The organism is Ignavibacteriota bacterium (assembly GCA_016713565.1).
GTDB lineage: Bacteria > Bacteroidota > Ignavibacteria > Ignavibacteriales > Melioribacteraceae.
Genome location: JADJOX010000007.1, coordinates 445,814 through 465,337, shown reverse-complemented (window position 1 = coordinate 465,337; position 19,524 = coordinate 445,814). Strand labels below are relative to the sequence as shown.

Annotated in this window: 17 protein-coding genes; all 17 read right to left on the bottom strand. The window is 31.0% G+C overall.

The window, feature by feature from the left end; genetic code table 11:
• Positions 1–33 precede the first annotated feature (33 nt).
• A complete protein-coding gene (gene rnr / locus IPK06_09200) occupies positions 34–2,121 on the bottom strand; it encodes a ribonuclease R (protein MBK7980157.1) in 2,088 nt (695 codons plus the stop codon).
• Complete coding sequence (locus IPK06_09195) at positions 2,121–2,267, bottom strand: hypothetical protein (GenBank protein ID MBK7980156.1); 147 nt, start codon at positions 2,265–2,267, stop codon at positions 2,121–2,123. The genes rnr and IPK06_09195 overlap by 1 nt, the downstream gene beginning before the upstream one ends.
• Positions 2,268–2,304: 37 nt before the next feature.
• Positions 2,305–6,585: a hypothetical protein gene (locus tag IPK06_09190; protein ID MBK7980155.1), complete on the bottom strand. Its 4,281-nt coding sequence runs from the start codon at positions 6,583–6,585 to the stop codon at positions 2,305–2,307.
• Positions 6,575–7,060 (bottom strand): D-glycero-beta-D-manno-heptose 1-phosphate adenylyltransferase, encoded by a 486-nt coding sequence (gene rfaE2, locus IPK06_09185; protein MBK7980154.1) that lies wholly within the window; start codon positions 7,058–7,060, stop codon positions 6,575–6,577. The genes IPK06_09190 and rfaE2 overlap by 11 nt, the downstream gene beginning before the upstream one ends.
• On the bottom strand, positions 7,057–8,046 hold the full coding sequence (gene rfaE1 / locus IPK06_09180; protein MBK7980153.1) for a D-glycero-beta-D-manno-heptose-7-phosphate kinase: 990 nt from the start codon (positions 8,044–8,046) through the stop codon (positions 7,057–7,059). Before rfaE1 ends, rfaE2 begins: the two co-directional genes overlap by 4 nt.
• A gap of 1 nt (position 8,047) precedes the next feature.
• Positions 8,048–9,157, bottom strand: coding sequence for a hypothetical protein (locus IPK06_09175; GenBank protein ID MBK7980152.1), 1,110 nt, complete (start codon positions 9,155–9,157; stop codon positions 8,048–8,050).
• 12 nt (positions 9,158–9,169) lie between these two features.
• Positions 9,170–9,922, bottom strand: a complete 753-nt coding sequence (locus tag IPK06_09170) for a lipoate--protein ligase family protein (GenBank protein MBK7980151.1) — start codon at positions 9,920–9,922, stop codon at positions 9,170–9,172.
• A complete protein-coding gene (gene lpxA, locus IPK06_09165; protein ID MBK7980150.1) occupies positions 9,919–10,698 on the bottom strand; it encodes an acyl-ACP--UDP-N-acetylglucosamine O-acyltransferase in 780 nt (259 codons plus the stop codon). Before lpxA ends, IPK06_09170 begins: the two co-directional genes overlap by 4 nt.
• An 8-nt stretch (positions 10,699–10,706) precedes the next feature.
• Positions 10,707–12,107 carry a bifunctional UDP-3-O-[3-hydroxymyristoyl] N-acetylglucosamine deacetylase/3-hydroxyacyl-ACP dehydratase gene (locus IPK06_09160; GenBank protein ID MBK7980149.1) on the bottom strand — a complete coding sequence of 467 codons (1,401 nt, stop codon included), beginning with the start codon at positions 12,105–12,107 and terminating at the stop codon, positions 10,707–10,709.
• A complete protein-coding gene (gene lpxD / locus IPK06_09155) occupies positions 12,107–13,162 on the bottom strand; it encodes a UDP-3-O-(3-hydroxymyristoyl)glucosamine N-acyltransferase (GenBank protein MBK7980148.1) in 1,056 nt (351 codons plus the stop codon). Before lpxD ends, IPK06_09160 begins: the two co-directional genes overlap by 1 nt.
• 52 nt (positions 13,163–13,214) lie before the next feature.
• On the bottom strand, positions 13,215–13,727 hold the full coding sequence (locus IPK06_09150) for an OmpH family outer membrane protein (protein ID MBK7980147.1): 513 nt from the start codon (positions 13,725–13,727) through the stop codon (positions 13,215–13,217).
• Between the two features lie 105 nt (positions 13,728–13,832).
• Positions 13,833–14,417 carry an OmpH family outer membrane protein gene (locus tag IPK06_09145; protein MBK7980146.1) on the bottom strand — a complete coding sequence of 195 codons (585 nt, stop codon included), beginning with the start codon at positions 14,415–14,417 and terminating at the stop codon, positions 13,833–13,835.
• Entirely contained in the window at positions 14,381–16,771 is a 2,391-nt protein-coding gene (gene bamA / locus IPK06_09140; GenBank protein MBK7980145.1) for an outer membrane protein assembly factor BamA, read from the bottom strand. Before bamA ends, IPK06_09145 begins: the two co-directional genes overlap by 37 nt.
• A gap of 100 nt (positions 16,772–16,871) precedes the next feature.
• Complete coding sequence (locus tag IPK06_09135; protein ID MBK7980144.1) at positions 16,872–17,666, bottom strand: isoprenyl transferase; 795 nt, start codon at positions 17,664–17,666, stop codon at positions 16,872–16,874.
• Between the two features lie 198 nt (positions 17,667–17,864).
• Positions 17,865–18,263 carry a hypothetical protein gene (locus tag IPK06_09130; protein ID MBK7980143.1) on the bottom strand — a complete coding sequence of 133 codons (399 nt, stop codon included), beginning with the start codon at positions 18,261–18,263 and terminating at the stop codon, positions 17,865–17,867.
• Positions 18,264–18,277: 14 nt separating this feature from the next.
• A complete protein-coding gene (locus tag IPK06_09125; protein ID MBK7980142.1) occupies positions 18,278–18,517 on the bottom strand; it encodes a hypothetical protein in 240 nt (79 codons plus the stop codon).
• 8 nt (positions 18,518–18,525) lie between these two features.
• Entirely contained in the window at positions 18,526–19,152 is a 627-nt protein-coding gene (lexA, locus tag IPK06_09120; protein MBK7980141.1) for a transcriptional repressor LexA, read from the bottom strand.
• Positions 19,153–19,524 lie beyond the last annotated feature (372 nt).

The following is a 19,524-nucleotide window of genomic DNA, read 5'->3' as shown; positions in this document are numbered from 1 at the left end:
CAAATCCGTGATATTATAAAAATAAAATAATTTTTAAGAAAGAGTAAAATCAATCTCTCTTTTTTCTTCATTAACTTTTTTTAACTTAACAGTTACTTTATCGCCTAATCTAAACTGTTTTCCATTGTTTTTGCCGCGGATTGAATAAGTTTTTTCGTCAAGAATGTAAAAATCATCTTCCAAATCTCTCATCGAAATTAAACCTTCGGCTAAATTTTCATTTAGTTCCACAAAGATTCCGAAATGTGCTACACCCGAAATAATTCCGCTGAAAGTTTGACCTATTTTATCCTGCAGAAACTCAATTTGTTTCAATTTTACCGAAAGCCTTTCCGCACTTGCCGCATTTCTTTCCATGAAAGAAGAATGTTCGCAGAATTCATCCAACTGTCTCCAGGTAAATTGTGGTTTTTCTTCATTTAAATAATCAAAAATTAGAAGATGAGCTATCAAATCAGGAAATCGTCTAATTGGCGAAGTAAAATGAGAATAATATTTAAAGCCTAAACCGTAATGACCGATATTTTTTGTCGAGTAAACTGCTTTTGCCATTGAGCGGATTGCAATTTCATTAATTACGGCTTCTTCTTCCGTTCCTTTAACTTTTTCTAAAAGTTTCTGAAGTTCCCTGCTTTTATTTGTAACCTGAGGATTAAAAGAATAGCCTAATGATTGAACAAATTTAGCAAATTCCAAAATTTTTTCTTCACTCGGCAAATCGTGAATTCTATAAACAAATGGATTTTTTTCTTTCTTCTTCGTTTTACTTATGTGTTCAGAAATTATTCTGTTCGCGAGAAGCATAAATTCTTCAATTAATTGGTGACTTTCATTGCTTTCCTTGATTTTTATAGATATTGGAATTCCATTTTTATCAAGATCAAATTCAATGTCCGGTGTTGTAAAGTTTATACTTCCGTTTTTCGTTCGTTCGTTTCGTAAATATCTTGCGATTTCATTTATATTTATAATTTCATTTGCAAAATCACCCTTAGATGTATCTATTATTTCTTGAACTTCATCATAAGTAAATCGACGTTTGCTGTTGATAACGGTTTTTACAATTTGATAATTTTTCTGCTTAAAGGAACTATCGAATTCTACCAAAATACTGAAAGTAAGCCGGTCTTCGTTCGGTACCAAAGAGCAAATTTTATTTGAGAGATTTTCCGGAAGCATTGGGATTACTTTTCCAACAATGTAAACACTTGTTCCTCGGCTTTCGGCTTCTTTAAAAATGTGAGTTCCAGGTTTAACAAAATTACTCACATCGGCAATATGAATTCCTATAAGCGAATTTCCATTTTCCAATTTTTGTATTGAAACCGCGTCATCAAAATCTTTTGCGGTTTTAGGATCAATTGTAAAAACATTTACATTCCTGAAGTCGGTTCTTTTTAAAATTTCTTCTTCGGAAATTTCATCAGAAAGTCCTTTTGCTTCTTTTAAAACTGAATTTGGGAATTTATATTTTATTCCAAACTCTCTTGCAATTGAAGCAATTTCCGCATCGTACGAGCCTGATTTGCCCAGCACTTCAGAAATTGTTCCTTCGGGATTTAAATGTGCGTTATCCCATTCAATTTTAGAAACTACAACTTTATCGCCTTCTTTAGCATTATTGATTTTTTTTGAGGTAATATAAAAATCTCTATGAATTTTTGAATCGTCGGGTTCAACAAAATAAAATGATTTAGATTTTCTGAGAACTCCTACTATTTCTTTTCTTTTCCGTTCAACAATCTTAGTGATTTCACCTTCTAAATTTTTCCCGGTTCTTTTAGCAAATAATGCTACTTCAACTTTATCTCCGTCAAATGCCGTATTAAGATTTTTTTCCGAAACATAAACGTCGCTTAAATTTTTATCTTTAAATATCACAAAACCATAATTTTGTCCGTTAACAAGCTGCAGTTCTCCAACCAATTTCTTTTTTGCCTCGCTATTCATTTTATAACGTTTCCCGCTTTTTTTTAGAATACCTTCTTTTAATAAGGCGTTTAGTTCCTGCTTAAAAAATTCATAATCCTTATTTTTAATTTTTAGGATCTTTGCAAGAATTTTAGAATTTGCGACTGTATTCGGATTTGTGGTAAAGTATTCTTTAATTAAATTTTTCATTAGAACTCGAATTTATATTTTAATCCTAATTCTTGAATTTTTTCTCCGGTTGTTGTTTCAACAATCGGATCCTTTTGTTCCAAGCGAATTAGAAAACTTGGATTAAACAAATATTCCAGTTTAATATCTGTTTTATTCCATTCCATGTATTTTGTGTTTCCGCCGAATGAATAACGGATGTTATTATATTTTCCGGAAAAAAAGTAATTTGTAGTAATCGCTTGAATATTTGTTTAGTCTAATATTGCTGACTAATCCTCCCAACGCTGATGAAAAATAACTTGTTAATTGCGAGCCAAGAAATGAATATGCCGTATTTTCAGCAACGTCCATTAATGTTGTTCTTTGTTCGTCGGTGATATCCATACTTAATTGGTTTAATAAAATAAAAGTCAATGCATTTGAAGCGTCATACTTTGAATCCGGTATATCATTTTCAATTGCAGATCTTCCAACATAAACAGATAAATTCTCATTTTCACCTGTTAGATTTTCACCTAATTTTGAAAGAGGTGAATTTATTTTAAGTTTTACAGCTACTTCTTCAGTTCTGCCAGGCTGTTCAAAATTATCTATTTCTCCTATGTATGTCGCTACAATATTTAAATGCGGATCGGTAACATCAGATTCAAATCTAATTGTTCCTTTCGCGTCGAATGTCTTGAAAAACTCCAATCTTGAACCATCTAAAAGAGCAAGTGTACCTTGTGTTTTTAATCCGCTAGAAAGTGTTTCAAATTCAAGCTGTCCGGTTGTTTCTACATTTAGTTTCTGATTCAATTCAGGATTTATTAAAAAATTAAATGTAGCGATATTTTTAATTATGATATTTGTCTTAAAATCAAATTTTGTTTGGTTTGCCTTTACTATTTTTTTCTTTCCGTTACTTTCATTTAATATTCTGATAAACTTTTGTGTTTTCCAATTTATTTTTGAACTGTCTTCAACAAATTTATAAACTAATCTATTATTGTATCTTGCGTCTTTTTCATTTTTTGAAGCATAAACTAAATCAGCTTTATCGACCAGAATATTTCCGTTAAAGGTATATTTGTCATTCTCATACTCAAGTTTCCAATTATTATCAGTCCTAATGAACAGATCCCCGTAAATGTTTGCATCTTTGGTTTTTGAACGGCTTCCAAGCAATGCCAAATCCCCATTAATTGAAATATCTAATTTGTTAAAAGGGAATTCTCTTAGTTCGATTATACCGTTAGCGCTGATTTTGCCGTTATACAATGAACCTGCATGGTTTGTAAGCTCCATGTTATCAATTGTTGCGTATTGATCTCTAAAAATTATTTTTGAAGTAAGCGCGTATTCCAAATTATTTTCGGTAAATGTAAATATTCCGTTGTCAAGATTTAAATATCCGCTTGTTATTGGATGAGCATATGTTCCAGAAATATTAACTTGTGAATTTATGTTTCCGCTTTGATCTTTTGCATAAGGAATAAGATTACCGAGCGCTCCAACGTTGAAATCTTCCGAGTTCAAATTGATTTCAATTTCGGATTCCGGTACAATTAGATCTTCATTTCCCATATAATTGATGTTTATTGGAAGCTGTGCGGTTAGAGTCAAAAGCGGTTCAATTGAATTTTCATCACTGCCGTTGAAAAATATTGCGATTCTGGAAAGATTCTTATAATGATTTATAGAACCGACTAAACTTCCGAATTTTGAATTATTGTAAGATATATCATTAATGGAAATCTCCGTATCGATATCCGGTTGTGTTAAAAATCCGGACGAAGAAAACTTGATATTAACATCGCCTTCAATTGGCTTGCTTGTTTCGCTAATAAAATATGTAGATAAAATTTCCGCTGGAAGATTTTCTACATCAATAAAAAAATTATGACTTTTGTCGTTATTTATTTGTCCGTTTACATTTACGGTTGCACCCGTATTTTCTAATATCAAGTTGGAAAGCTGAATTCCGCTTTTTGTAAAATTAACTGAACTTGTATCCAAACTTTTCCATGGAATATTTTTGTAGTTTAGATTTATATTGTAAAAATCAACCATTTGATTTGTAAAATAAGTGTCAAACTTTCCTTCAAAATCAATCGTAAAATCATTTCCTATTCCAAGCGATGAATTGAAGAATAATGAATTTTGATTAAAAATAAAATCCGCTTGGACATCATTCAATTCAGCTCCCGCATAAATTTTTTCGCCTTCGACTGAAATCGTACCAAAAATTTTATTAAAATTAATCTCTTGGTTATCACGGTTAAAATTAAAGCTCACTGCAGAATTAGAAAGATAAAGTAAAAGACTGTCTCTTTTATTTAATAAATTTTCAATACTAATATCGGTAGTAATTGTAAAATTCAAAGAATCATTTTTAACTAAACCTTTGCCGGTTCCGGAAACATCAAGCTCATCATTCTTTAAGAACAAAGCGATTAGCTTAAAATCCTTGAACTTGAAATCATAATTAAATTCAATTTCTTCATTTACAATTGGATCAAGAATTACCGTGTTATTTTTGGAGATATTCTTTTTCTCGGAAATTGGGTTAAGCTCATCAATTTTATTAGATATTAAGTTAGTAATTGTTTGCGATTCATATACAAGAAGGTTAACTGCTTTCTCAAGTGAAAAATTTCCGTTAATGTTAAAATCAACAAAGTCGGAAACCAAGTTGATTTTTCTTTCATTTTCATTTTTAGTAAGTAGGATATTTATATTTGTTTGATCTAGTTTTATATCTCTCAAATTTGAAGGTTCAAGTTTTATGTTAAAATTTCCGGTTAAGTTTTCCAGATCCAAATTATTGCCTTTAGCGGAAAAATTTAGATTTAAATTTGACGAGTCGTTTTTTTCATGAGTAAATGTCTGCAAGTCAAAATTTCTCAAGGTTCCTGAAAGATCATAAGAAGGACTTTTAGCATCAGTCAAATCAAGCAATCCATATGTTGATATTTTGGAATTGTTGACGAGTGAATTTAAATTCAAATTAAATATTTTGGAATTAATTTTGCTTTCAAGATTCAACGAATCTAACTCAATATTATTAAAGACAGATGAATTCAGATTAACAAAAAAATCTGCATTCATATTTTTAGGATCAGTACCAATTCCTTTAATTTTTCCTTCGCTGTTTAAAGAAGAATTATAGCCGATAATAGGGAATACGTCAATATTTTTTGTGGTGAAATCAATATCATATTCCATTCTAGATTTTTGCAAATTAAGAAATGATTTAATATAAACTTCACCGTCATTAATTTTACCGTTCAGTTCGGCATTGAATTTTGTTGGCTCTCCTTTGTACTTAATGTTAATGTCTTTTGCAACCAAATTGTCGTATTTGGGAATCTCCAATCCTTTTACCAAATAATATATTTCAGATTCAACAACGGATGAATTATAAACTTCTACGTCTAATGACAAATTTCCGGGTGTATGAAGATTCTTAACATTTCCACGCATATTTAGAAACGTATTTTTATAGTTCATGCTTAGTTTACTAATATCAAAATCCCCGAAAAATCCTTTTGCTTTCATCTGCATATCAACGCTTCCTCTAATAAAATCAGTGGCGCTGATAAATGTGGAAAGATCCGCAAAGTTAAATGGTTTTGCTGAAAGTTCTACTTCTAACGGGTAATCGTTAAATTCTTTAAGTTCAACATTACCTAATAAATTCAATTTATCAATCTTAGCATTAATAGAAATATTTGAGCTGTCCGTCTGCAATCGCAAGTTTCTGATTTGCGCAAAGTTTTCCGTTAATTCAAATTCTCCCGAAAACTTTTTTAGACCGAATGTGTTGAAATTAGGATTAAGCGAAAAATTGTTTAAGTATAATCTTACCAAAGATGATTTTATGTTTGCGAAAACTTTTGCATCCAATGCTATTCCATTCAATTTAAGATCATCAATATTGGCGTGGTCATAAAATTTTTCAGAATTCAAATTTTCGAATGTCTGTCTTGTAAAATTCAAGTTCATAAAACTCAAATTGTTGACTTGAATAGAAAAAGGGAAATCGCTTTTTGTAGTGTCTTCCGGCTCGTTGCTTTGAAAAATTTTGTCAGCGTTCCAATTACCTTCTTTATCCTGCAAAAGATTAATATAAGTGTTTTTAATGGCAATTTGTCTTACTAAAATTCTTTTTAATAATAAATGAACAGGGCTTGATTTAATAACTATTTCATCTGCTTTTAATAAAGTGTCACTATCTGATGCAATTATTGTATTATGCAGAATTAAAGAAGAAAGAATAGAACCGTCAATTTCTTTAATGTATAGTTTTCCGTTTATGCTTGAATTAACTTGAGAAATTATTTGGTTTCGCAAAAATTCGCGAAATGTTTTTGTTTGCGATATTCCGAAAAAGGCAATCAGCAAAAAAAGAATTACCGCAAAGAATCCAATGAAAACATTAATTACTTTGTGTAATAACGTTCTCTTGAAAACAACTTTCTCTTTTTTTTTATTGCTCATTATATGTTTCTAAAACTTTTTTAATTATGTTAGTTGTCGACTGAAATGTGACAAACTGAATAGTTTTTACTTCTCCGCCATTTGCTTCAACTACTTCTCTTCCAACAATATTTTCAATAGCCCAATCTCCGCCCTTAATTAAAATATCGGGAATTATTTGATCTATAATTTCTTTCGGCGTCGGTTCATCGAATAAAATCACGTAATCAACGCATTTTAAATTTTTTAAAACAAAAGCGCGTTCTTCTTGATTTACTATCGGTCTTTTTTCACCTTTTATTTCTCTTACTGATCTGTCGCTGTTTAGTCCAATTACAAGAATATCACCCAAATCTTTTGCTTTATTCAAATAATCAACATGTCCGGAATGAACAATATCAAAACAACCGTTGGTAAAAACTACTTTTTTATTTTGAAGTTTTAAATTTTTTCTAATTGGTAAAAATTCTTCTATGTTAGTTAAACCGTTTATCATTTTAATTGATCTTTCATAATTGTAAAAAGTTTTTCTTTCTCAATTGGAACAATTCCAATTTCACCACAAACGATACCCGCGGCATAATTTGCTATATATGCAGATTCTTCAATTGTTGCGCCGCATGAAAGTGCTAAAGTCAGCGTTGAAATTACAGTATCGCCTGCACCGGAAACATCCGCAACTTTTCTGGCTTTGGTCGGTATTTTAATTTCACTTTTGCCTTTTTCAAAAAGTGTTAGTCCTTTATCACCCAAAGTTAATAGAATATATTTTGCATTTAACATATTCAGTAAATTATTTCCGGCAATGCTGATATCGTTATCAGACTGAATTCTAATTCCCAAAATATTTTCCGTTTCTTTCCTGTTAGGTTTAAAAACTGTAACATTTTTATAGTTTTTAAAATTTATAAATTTAGGATCAACGGTAATAATTTTTTTATTTTCATTTGCAAGCTTAATAATTTCGTCAATTAAAAATTCTGTTAAAACGCCTTTGTTATAATCCTGCAAAATTATAGCAGATACTGAAGCAATATTCTTTTGAAGGAAATTTAAAATTCTTTTTTCAAATTTATTGCCGATATAGTTTTTACTTTCTTTATCAATTCTAACAACATGCTGTTTATCTGCAATTACTCTTGTCTTTGTTGTTGTCGGTCTAGTATGATCAATAAAGATACCCGAATCATCTATATTTTCGTTTTTTAATAATTTGCTAAAAATTTTTCCATCAGAATCATTGCCGATTATTCCAATTGGAATAGCATTTCCGCCAAGTTTTTTAATATTCAAAGCTACGTTTGCGGCTCCTCCAAAACGGAAAAATTCTTTTTCAATTTCAACAACGGGAACCGGCGCTTCCGGCGAAACTCTGGAAACGTCTCCCCAATAATAACCGTCGAGCATCATATCTCCCATTACGGCTATTTTATGATTACTGATTATTTTTTCAAGTTCAATTAATCTTTTTAAAGTAATCATTCTATTTCTTTGAAAAATCCGGCATGAAATCAGTCACAAGATTAATTTTGAATAATCCGCTGCTGGTTCCAAGCCAAATATTATTTCCATCAAAATGGATTGATAAAATTGTTTCAGGAATAAAATCGGAATTTAATTTTTTTACAGTAAATTTATTTCTGTCAATTAAGTAAATGCCTTTACCCATTGCTTCTTTTGTTTTAGGATTAAAACTATAAATTGAAGTCCAAATATATTTACCTGATTTTTCAACAGAAAAAATACCGTTGGCATCAAGTTTATTCAATTCACTAAATTTTATCCAATTTATTTTTCTGTCAAAAAGAAATAATCCGCCGACGTTAAATTCCGGATTTTTTTCTGTTACGAATTCATCTGTACCGAACCAAATTAATTCATTATCAGGTAATATTTTTGAAACGGAAACTTGTTTTCCTTCTCCGAGAAAATAATCGTCATTATTATCAAAGTATATTATTTTTGGATTATCAGGAGAGTTATTAAAAGATTTGACTAATTTATGCAAACCGGCTTCAACACCAATCCATAATAAACTGTCACCGTCCAAAGCCAAACTTTTTATGGTATTTGTCTGATCGTTATTGTTTACGGTAAGGTCAAAATCTTTATACTGCTGAGTTGTAAGATTATATTGAGTTAAATATTTAAATCTCCCTATCCATAAAATATTTTCATCCTTATCATATTCCAAACTTCTTATCCAATTGCCAAACTGTCCGCCGAGTGAAAATTTTCTTTTGTCCCATCTATTCCGTCTTTTATCGTAAATGTATAACCCATCAGCCGAGCCTGCCCAAATAAATCTTGGACTAAACTCAATGCAATAAAAAAAATCCTGTTTTAATTTTTTATTATCTGAAGAAAAATTTGCCCAGTTATTTTTTAATTTATTGTACTTATAAATTCCATTTCCCTCGGTTGCTACCCATAAATCGCCGCCGTCACTTTTTATATCCGTAACAATTTTCCCATCCAAATACTTTTCAACTGAATCTTTTTGAGCATAAATAGAAAATGAAGAAAAAAAGATAACGGCAAAAAGTAAATGAATAATTTTATTAAATTTATTCACATATGTTAAATTGTTCATAACCAAGTAACTTTAGATTTGTAATAAAGTAGGGAGTTCTTTAACAAAATCATTTTGGAAAATATTTTCGAATCCTAAAATTATATTATTTTGCAATTCAATAATATCTATTGAACTTTTCAAAATTGTAGAAAGTTCTGTTGTTTTGTTTTCCATTTCATTTTTAAGATCGTTTTTAAAACTATCATCCACATTAAGATAATCAACAATATTTTTATGATCAGTATCTATTAGAATTGAGCCGTGCTGAAGAATATTATTTCCGATTTTTCTTTGCGCGCTACCGACAATTTTTTTTCCGTTAAATTTTATTTCACTTTTTGCCGTACTTGCAAAACATAATGATCCGGATGGTTCAGTCAATAATTTTGAAAAATTCGGTTGCATGTTTTCCAATGAAATATCAGCTAAATTCGGGTCGAAATTTCTCAAACCATACACAATAGCTTCAGAAATTTTTTCATATAAATGTCTTCCGCTAATATTTTCTTGATTTGAAATAACAACGGAATATGTTAATTCCCGAGAATGTAATATTGCTCTTCCACCTGTCGGTCTTTTTACTAGTTCAATATAATTTTTATCGGCAGCTGCTTTGTTTATTTCTTCAAATGACTGATTCGCACCAATTGAAATGCAAGCCGGGTTCCAACCGTAAAATCTTAAATAAGCTTCGCCGTCTTTACAATTTCTAACCAAATGAATATCAAAATCCATATTGAATTTACCGGAGTATTTTTGATATTCGATCAGATTCCAAATCACTTTTTAATTATGCCCCTTTTGCTTTTATTTAAGAAAGCCAAAACTGAATCGGCATATTTATCGTTTGGAAATTCCTTAAGGATTTTTTCTATTGCTTGCGAATGATTTAGTTCCTGTCTGAAAATTATATTATAAATATATTTCAAAGTTGCAATTTCGTCATTTGAAAATCCTCTGCGTCTGAGCCCGATAACATTTAATCCTTCATATTTCAATGGATCTCCAGCCGCTAAAACATAAGGCGGAACATCAACAACAACTCTATAACCTGCACCGACCATTGAATGTTGTCCGACTTTGCCAAATTGATGAACTAAAGCATTTCCACCTAAAATCACCCAATCTTCCAATTCAACGTGTCCGCCCAATTGAACAATATTTGCCAATATACAATTATTTCCGATAATAACATCATGTGCAATATGCGAGTAAGCCATAAGCAAACAATTTTTGCCTACTTTTGTTATTCTTGATTCTTTTGTTCCGCGATGCAAGGTAACAAATTCGCGAATTACAGTATCATCTCCAACTTCACATGTTGATTCTTCATTGTCAAATTTCAAATCTTGAGGATGGTTTGAAAAAGAAACACCTTGATAAATTTTTACACGATTTCCAATTCGAGATCCATCATAAATTCCAACGTGGGGACCAATTTTACAATTCTCACCGATTATTACATTATCTTCAACAATTGAATATGGACCGATGGAAGTACCGTTGCCAATTTGAGCTTTGGAACTAACGATAGCAGTATTGTGAATATTAATTTCCATATTTTCTCCTAAACGTCTCTGTCAACTACAGCCGCTTTCAATTCCGCTTCAGCAACTAAATTATCATTTACATATGCTTTTGCGCTAAAAACGATTATACTATTTCTTTTATTAATTAAATAAACTTCAATAACCAATTGGTCACCGGGAACAACTTGCTTCCTAAACTTAGCTTTATCTATACCCATAAATAAAACTAATTTTTCATCAGGGTTAGGGAGGGAATTCAGCATTAAAATTCCACCCGTCTGTGCCATAGCTTCAATAATTAAAACACCAGGCATAACAGGTCTTCCTGGAAAATGACCCGGAAAAAATGGTTCATTTACAGTAACTGATTTGATTCCGATTACTTTTTTATCCAATTCAAGATGTGTGATTTTGTCAATGAGTAAGAACGGATATCTATGGGGAAGTATTTTCTGAATTGCTATTGAATCGAAAACAACTCCTTCTTTCTTAACATGCTGATATTTTTTCTCAAGTTGTTTTTGCTGATATAATTTTCTAATTTTTTTCGCGAACTCAACGTTTGATTTATGTCCTGGTCTTGCCGCGAGTATTTGAGCTTTAATGGGAACTCCAATTAATGCCAAATCTCCAATCATATCCAGCAATTTATGTCTTACCGGTTCATTTTTAAACCTAAGACTGTATTCATTTAAAAAACCGTTTGTACCAACGGTTATTTTTTCTTTCAAACCCAATTTTTTAGTAAGTTCTTCAAGATAATCATCATCAACTTTTTTATCTACAATTACAACGGCATTATCTATGTTGCCGCCTTTAATTAATCCTTTGTCGGCAAGCGATTCAACTTCGCTTAAGAAACAGAATGTTCGTGTTGGTGCAAATTCGGAAATAAATTCTTTTTCCAAATCAAATAAACCTGTATGCTGGCTTCCCAACGCCGGATTATGATAATCCACCATTACAGTCATTCTGAAACCGTCAAGCGGAAGGGCAACAATGTCAACTTGATCATCTTCGTTATGAAACATAATTGTTTCATCAATTATTAAGTAATTCTTGGGAGATGTTTGTTTTAAAATTCCTGCTTCTAAAAGTTTATCTACAAACGGTTTGGAACTTCCATCTGCAATAGGAGTCTCGATTCCATTTATTTCTATAATCACATTATCAATTTGTAACCCGGCAACAGCCGCAAGTACATGTTCTACTGTGTGAACTTTTATATCGCCTATTCCAATTGTAGTTCCTCTTGATATATCAACAACATATTCTGCCAAAGCTGGAATTTCAACATTTTCAGCTAAATCAGTTCTAATAAATTTTATTCCGTAATTTTCCGGAGCGGGCTTAAATGTAATTGTACATGCAGTTCCTGTATGAAGTCCAATACCGGAAATAGAAACTGGTTTATTTATAGTTGTTTGAAGATCCAGCATTATTTAATTCCCTTAGTTTGTATTGATTCATTTTCTAACATAGCAATTTTTTCTTCCAATTTTTTTATTCTTTCGGCATATTCGGGAAGCATTCGATTATGTGCCGCAAGTTTTAGTGTTGTTTTAATATCTTGAGCGGGCGAACCAAAATAAGTTCCAGGTTTGGTAATTGATTTTGAAATTCCGGTTTGTGCACCAACTAAAACCTTATCGGCTATTTCGATATGACCTGTGGCTCCTGCTTGTCCGCCGAAAATACAATTTTCACCTATTTTTGTACTGCCAGATACGCCGCTTTGAGCAGACATTACTGTATTCTTTCCAATTTTAACGTTATGCGCAATTTGAATTAAATTATCTAATTTAACACCTTTTGAAATTATTGTTGAGCCAATTGCAGCTCTATCGATTGATACGTTAGAGCCAATCTCTACGTCGTCTTCAATTACAACATTTCCAATTTGCGGAATTTTATGATAAACGCCATTGTCGTCAGGAGTAAATCCAAAACCGTCGGAACCAATTACAGTGCCTGAGTGAATTATTACATTGTTTCCAATAACAGAATTTTCTCTAATTGTTACATTTGGAAATATCATTACGTTTTTTCCAATAATGCAGTTTTCCAAAACAACCGTATTATGATAAATTTTAGAATTTTCGCCAACACAAGAATTTTTACCAATGTAAACATTTACTCCAACAGCGGTATTATTGCCCAATTTTACATTTTCATCAAAAACTGCCGTAGGATGAATTCCGCTTAAACTAAATTCCGGACTAAAATATTTTATGATGATATTTTGAAATGCGATATTAGGTTTATCAACAATAATATAGGTTAAATTTTTGTTTATCTGTTCAATATCTTTATTTATTAAAATTGCAGAAGCTTTGGTGGATGATAGAAAATGATTATAGCTTGTCATATATAAAAATGTTAAATCACCTTCTTGTGCATCTTGAATATTAGAAAGTCTAGAAATTTCCAAATTAGAATCGCCAATAATTTTTCCATTAACAAGTTCAGCAATTTCAGTTATTTTAAGTTTCATTGTGATGATTCCGCACAAAATAAATATTTTTATCTAAGAAAGTTGATTTGTTTTATTGTAATTTTCGCAAAACTTCAGGAGTTATATCATGTTCTTCTTTTGCGTAAAGAAAAATAAGATCGCCGCTTCTGTCAAATACAAAATCCAATTCTTTTTCAACAGCAACTTCTTCAATAATGGCAAATACTTTATTTTGAATTGGTTTCATCAGTTCTTCCTGTTTTTTGTAAAGTTCGCCGTTTACGCCAAATTTACTTTGTCTGTATGATTCAACCTTTTCTTCCATAGCTACTAATTCTTTTTCGGTTTCGGCTTTTTTCTGATTTCCCATAATTAGTTTGCGTTTTTCATAATCATCATATTTATCTTTCCATTCTTTTTTTAATACATCAAGTTCTTTTTGCCATTCCGCAATTTGATTATCAATTTTTTTTTGAGCGTCTTGAGCATCAGGCAGCTGATTAATAATTGCTTCTGAATCAACATATCCGATTTTTAATTGAGCAAACAAATTTGTTGAAGTTATAAGAATGAAGAACAAAAAAAGATTTTTAATTAGTTTCATAACTAATCTCTCCTAAATGGATTGTTTAAAATAATATAGAGGTTTGAAACATGCTAATTTTATTTATTTACAGTTCAAACCTCTACAAAAAGATTGAAAATAAATTTATCCTCTTTTCAACTTATCCAAAACAACGTTCGTAATATCAAACTGCGGATCAGCAAAAAGCAATAATACGTCGCCTGTTTTATCGAATATAAAACTCATACCTTCTTGTTGTCTTACTTTATCAATTGCATCAAGAATTTTTGCTTTAATTGGTTTTAATAATTCATCCTGCTTTAAGAAAAGCTCGCCATTAGGTTGGGCAAATTTCTGTTGACGAAATTGCTGAATATTTTGTTCTTTTCTTACTAAATCCTGTTGAACTTCGCGTTGTTTGTCTGGTGTCATGTTAGTAAACTGTTTTTGTGCTTCTGCATAAGCGGTTTGTAAATCTGTAGTCATGCTATCAACAGATTTTGACCATTTCGCTGTTAACGCATCCAAATCGCTCTGAGCTTTAATTGCAGGAGGATATTGCTGCAATATTATTCCTGAATCGACCCAGCCGATTTTCTGCACAGATTGTGCAAATATTGAAGCCGATATGAAAAATAAAAGTAGAATCGTTGTTGTTCTCAATTTAACCTCTTTTTTTGTTTGATATATAATTAAAAGCCTTTTCCAAATTGGAAGTGAAATTCCCATTTCGGATCTTCGCCATCCACAGCTTTTCTGTCAAATCCATAACCATAATCAAATCCAATTAAGCCTATCGGATTTATTAAAATTCTTGCGCCAATACCTGCGGATTTTCTTAAATTAAATAAATCGGCGGTTGGCAAATCTTCAAATGTATTTCCGGCTTCGGCAAATGTTAAAATATAAATTGGCATTGGTTCTAATGTTAACGCGGCTCTTATTTCAGCCGTATATTTTGTTTTAACTCTGCCTCCGATTGTTAAACCCGAACTGCTTTTGGGACCAACAGTTCTATCTGCATAACCTCTCAAAGGTGTTGTCGCAATAACTAAACCGTTTCCGCCCATATAGAAAAATTCAAACGGCTGGATGGTTGTTCCTGCTACAATCTCGTGAATATAACCTATATCAACATTGCTGTAAAATGTAAGACGGTTTGAATTAAATAATCTTCTATACCAATCGGCGGTAAATTCTATTTTGTAATAATCTACATCTCCGGGTAAAATTGGTCCGCCTGATAATTCTCCGCTCAATAAAATTTTTGAACCGATGGATGGAAAAATAGGATTATCAATATCATTTCTCGATATATTCAAACCGGAAGTATATTGGCGTGAAATTCCCTCTGCATAATAATTTCTTCCATCAATTACATCGTTATATTGGAATCTTAACAATCCTTGAATATAAAATCTATCATCAGGCCAGGTTAATCTTCTTCCTGCTCTAAGTGAGATACCACTTTGTCGTAAGTAATAAATGTATTGTTGCCTTGTATCAAAAAGATCAAATCCTAGAGAAGTTGGCGAATCCATAAACCAGGGTTCTGTAAATCCTAAAGTAAAAGTTCTATAATAATTGCCAACACCGAATTGCCAACTGAAATTTACTATTTGTCCGCCGCCAAGTCTAAATGGTTCCGTAATAGAAAAGTTTGTCAATGTAACGCCAACCGAACCGCTGAATCCGTAAGATTCGCTGTAGCCGACTGAAGCGTTAATAAAATCGCTCGACTTTTCTTCAACATTATAAATTAGGTTAACAATACTGTCTGTTGCCGGTCTGTAGTCAACACCTTTTTGATAAAGTTTTTCAACATTAAAGTAATTTAAATTTGCCAACTGCTGAATGCTTCTGAAAATATTGCTTCTTCTAAAATAATCTCCCGGAATTGTATAAAGCTCTCTTCTAATTACTTTGTCTTTTGTTCTATCATTTCCGCTTATATCAACTTTACCTATACGAAATTGATTATTTTCTATAACTTTTATTGAAATATCTATGGAATCTTTGCCGACTTTATTTTCTGTAGCTTCTTGATGATAAGTAAGATATCCGTTATCTAAATATAGAGAGGCAACGTCTGTTTGTGCCTGATTGCCGAATAAGTTCTGATTGAATAATTCCAAATTATAAATATCGCCTTTTTGAAATCCTAGTCTTTCTGTTAAAAGTTGACTTGGATAAACCGTATTTCCGTTCCATTCAATGTTTCTGATTTTATATTGAGGACCCTCATAAACATTAATTGTAATATCCATTAACTTTTTATCGTTAGTAAGTTGAATTGAATCTGATAAAATTTCAAAATCTCTGTAACCGTTTTTTTGGTAAAAGGTAACCAATAGTTTTTTATCTTCTTCAAAATCTTCTTTTTTAAAATTTGCCGAGCTCCAGAATCTCCACCATGCATCTTGCACAGTTTCATCAAGCTCAGATCGTAAATCATCATCATCAAAGGCATTGTTTCCGGAAAAGGAAATTTTCTCAACTGTTACTTCATCGCCCTCAACAATATCCAAAACAAGAAGTAATCTGTCTTTTAATCTGCCAATAGTATTTGATCTTCTATCTTGGTTATATTCGTATATTGTTTCTTCAAGATCGTTCTCATCATTATTGTTAACCCAAGTTACCGTTATTTCGTCGTCAGAAGTATCAGCTTTTAGAAATGAAAATTTTAAAGGATTGATTTTAACATTAAGATATCCGTCTTCAATATATAGGTCTTTTGTTTTGGTAATAATTTTTTTAATTTCCTGAGGTTTTAGAGTTTGTCCGCTCATAAATGAGATTTCTTTATTGATATCATCATCATCAATCTCATCGTTACCTCTAAAAATAACTTTTTCCATTCTTTGGAATTCTTTCACTTTAATAAGTAAAAAAACACCGTTATCAATTTTTTTGTCAATAAAAATTTGAACATCATCGAAAATTCCCAAGCCCCATAATCTTTTAATGGCATTATTGGTAGCATCGCCCGGCAATTCCAATTCCCCGCCTTCTTTTAGTCCGCTGTTCGCAATAATAGTACCGGCATCGGCAGTTTTGTTTCCTTCCACAGAAATGCCCAAAATTTTATAATTAACTCTTTCAAATTGTGCATAAGTTAAAGAGTTAAAAATTAAAAGTACAACAAACAGACGAATAAACAGGTTGTTTAGGCTGTGAATTTTAAGTCTGAATTTTTTTGCGGGTATCAGAAACCTGTTTACTGATAAGTCCAAATCTTCTCTCTCTATGTTGATAATCTTCAATTGCTTCGATTAAATTTTTGCATGTAAAATCTGGCCAAAGTACTTTCGAAACAAAAAGTTCAGAATAGGCAATTTGCCAAATTAAAAAATTACTAATTCTATGTTCACCGCCGCTTCTGATCATTAAATCCGGATCCGGAATTCCTGCGGTTGTTAAATTTTGTGAAAATAATGCTTCATTTATATCATCTAATGAATTGTAACCTTCTGATACATTTTTTGCAATTTTTTTTACAGCTTCAATAATTTCCCAACGTCCGCTGTAACTTAAAGCAAGATTCAAAACAAGCTTATTATTAGTTTCTGTTTTTTGTTTTGCCTGTTCTAATTCTTTTTGAACTATATGAGGTAAACTTTCCGAATTTCCAATGGTGATAATTTTCACATTATTTTTGTTTAACTCATCCGTTTCGTTTTTAAGACTTCTTACCATTAATCTCATTAATGTAGAAATTTCATCTTGAGGTCTTTTCCAATTCTCTGTAGAAAAAGTATATAAAGTAAGATATTTTACACCCAAACTAATACAAGACTGCACCATGGTTCTAACGGTTTCCACACCTTTTTTGTGGCCCGCAGCTCTCGGCAGCCTTTTGTTTTCAGCCCATCTGCCATTGCCATCCATTATAATGGCAATATGCTTTGGAATATTTCCTTTATTTTTTATCTCTTCTATTAGAGCTAAGTCTTTTGAACTAAGTGATTTGGACAAAAGAATCTCACGACTTATTTTAAATCCGAATTTCCAAAATAACCCGCCGTAAACTAAATGTCAAGGTTCATAAATTCTAATAAGTAACTCATTTCAAAAGTTTTTTACAAATGTAACTGAAATAAGTTCTCAAAAATTTGTGAATTTTTTAAGTCAAAAATTTAGTGATGAGAGCAATAAAATTGAAAATTGGTGTAGTTAATTACTATTAAGTTTATTTTCATTGCTGATTGCAACAATTTTTATGTTTTTTTGAGCTTCAGCGGTAAGGTTTGTCATGCAAATTTTCACTTTGTTAAAAAGTTCTTTTGGAACACCGACAAATAAAGTGACTTTATTATTAGAGAACTTCGTATGGCGTGTTGCTAAAAATTCCAATTTAGAATAGATTTTTGGTTCATTCAATTCATCTTCGGTTAGTGTTAAGCCTATTACAAATTTTTTTTTCAGCTTTCCAATGGCATCAACTTCATAATTTCCGATGTTGTTTGGTTCGGGTAAATACTTTCCGTATTTTCTGCTTACGGTAAGATATCCGTTCCGCCAAAAATGATTAACTAAATCATCAACTTTTTTTTGTCTTAAATTCTCTTTCATTTTCGCTCTCAATTTTAATTTAAAATTGGAATAATGGGAGAAAATTTTGTGTTAAAAAGTATTTTTATGTTGAAAATTTTATTGAACTCAAACATTTTTATTTCGTTAGAAGAGTTTACTCTTCCATAAATAACTTTGTTCCCGTTTTTGTTTTTGGATAAATAATATGGTTCCACTTCAATAGAATTTAGATTGTATAAAAATTTAATTCTTTGTCTTTGAGTTATGGCTTTTTCAAAAATTTCAGTTTTCACATTTACTCCTAATTATAAATTCTAAATACGGCAACAACTTTGCCTAATATTGAAAATTCGTTATTGTTTTTAACTACAATTGTTTCAAAATTTTTATTTGCTGGAATAAGCTCAATTGAGTCTTTTTTTCTAAAATATCTTTTTACTGTAGTATCGTTATCAACTAAGGCAATAATAATATCATTGTTTGAGGCTTCACTTTGCGCTTTTACAATTACTGTATCGCCTTCAAGTATTCCATCATCAATCATACTTTCACCACGCACTTTTAAACCAAAGTAGTTAAAACCTTTTTTAATTAGACTTGTATCCACATACAAGGTTCCATCATAATTTTGGTTGGAAAGAACTGGATATCCGGCGGCAACTTTTCCAAGAATAGGAATTTTTATGGAATTATTTTCCTTTTTTTCATTAAATAAAATTTCCGATTTCTCTGTTAATGTAATAGATCTATTAGAATTTGAAAATACATTTAAATATCCTTTTTTAACTAAAGCGTCCAGATGACGTTTTACACCAAATGTGCTGCTAATATTAAAATGATTTCCAATTTCCCGATATGAAGGCGGAAAACCATTAGTGTCAACAAACTCTTTAATGAAGTTTAAGATATTATTTTGTCTTTCTGTCAATTCAACCTCTAGTGAAAATTTGTACACTATAAAAATAGTGCACAAAAGTTCACTTGTCAAGTAAATAATAAAATTTTTTTCAGTAATTAATTTTCGCTTCGTGGAAATGATAATATTCGAATATCAAAAAAAATACTCTTGACAAGATTTATAAAAAGCAATATGTTATCTCATGTTGCATAAAAATATTGTTTAATTAACATTTAACGTCCTTTTAGCGATTATTTAAACAAATTTTATGGTAATTGATTATTCGTTATAAATAAGTTTTTGAAAAAAAACTCAAATTGAAAAAAGTATAACAACTATTGGAACCATTAGTAAAATATGGTTTATAATGAATTGTCAAAAAAAAATTATTATTATATTTTT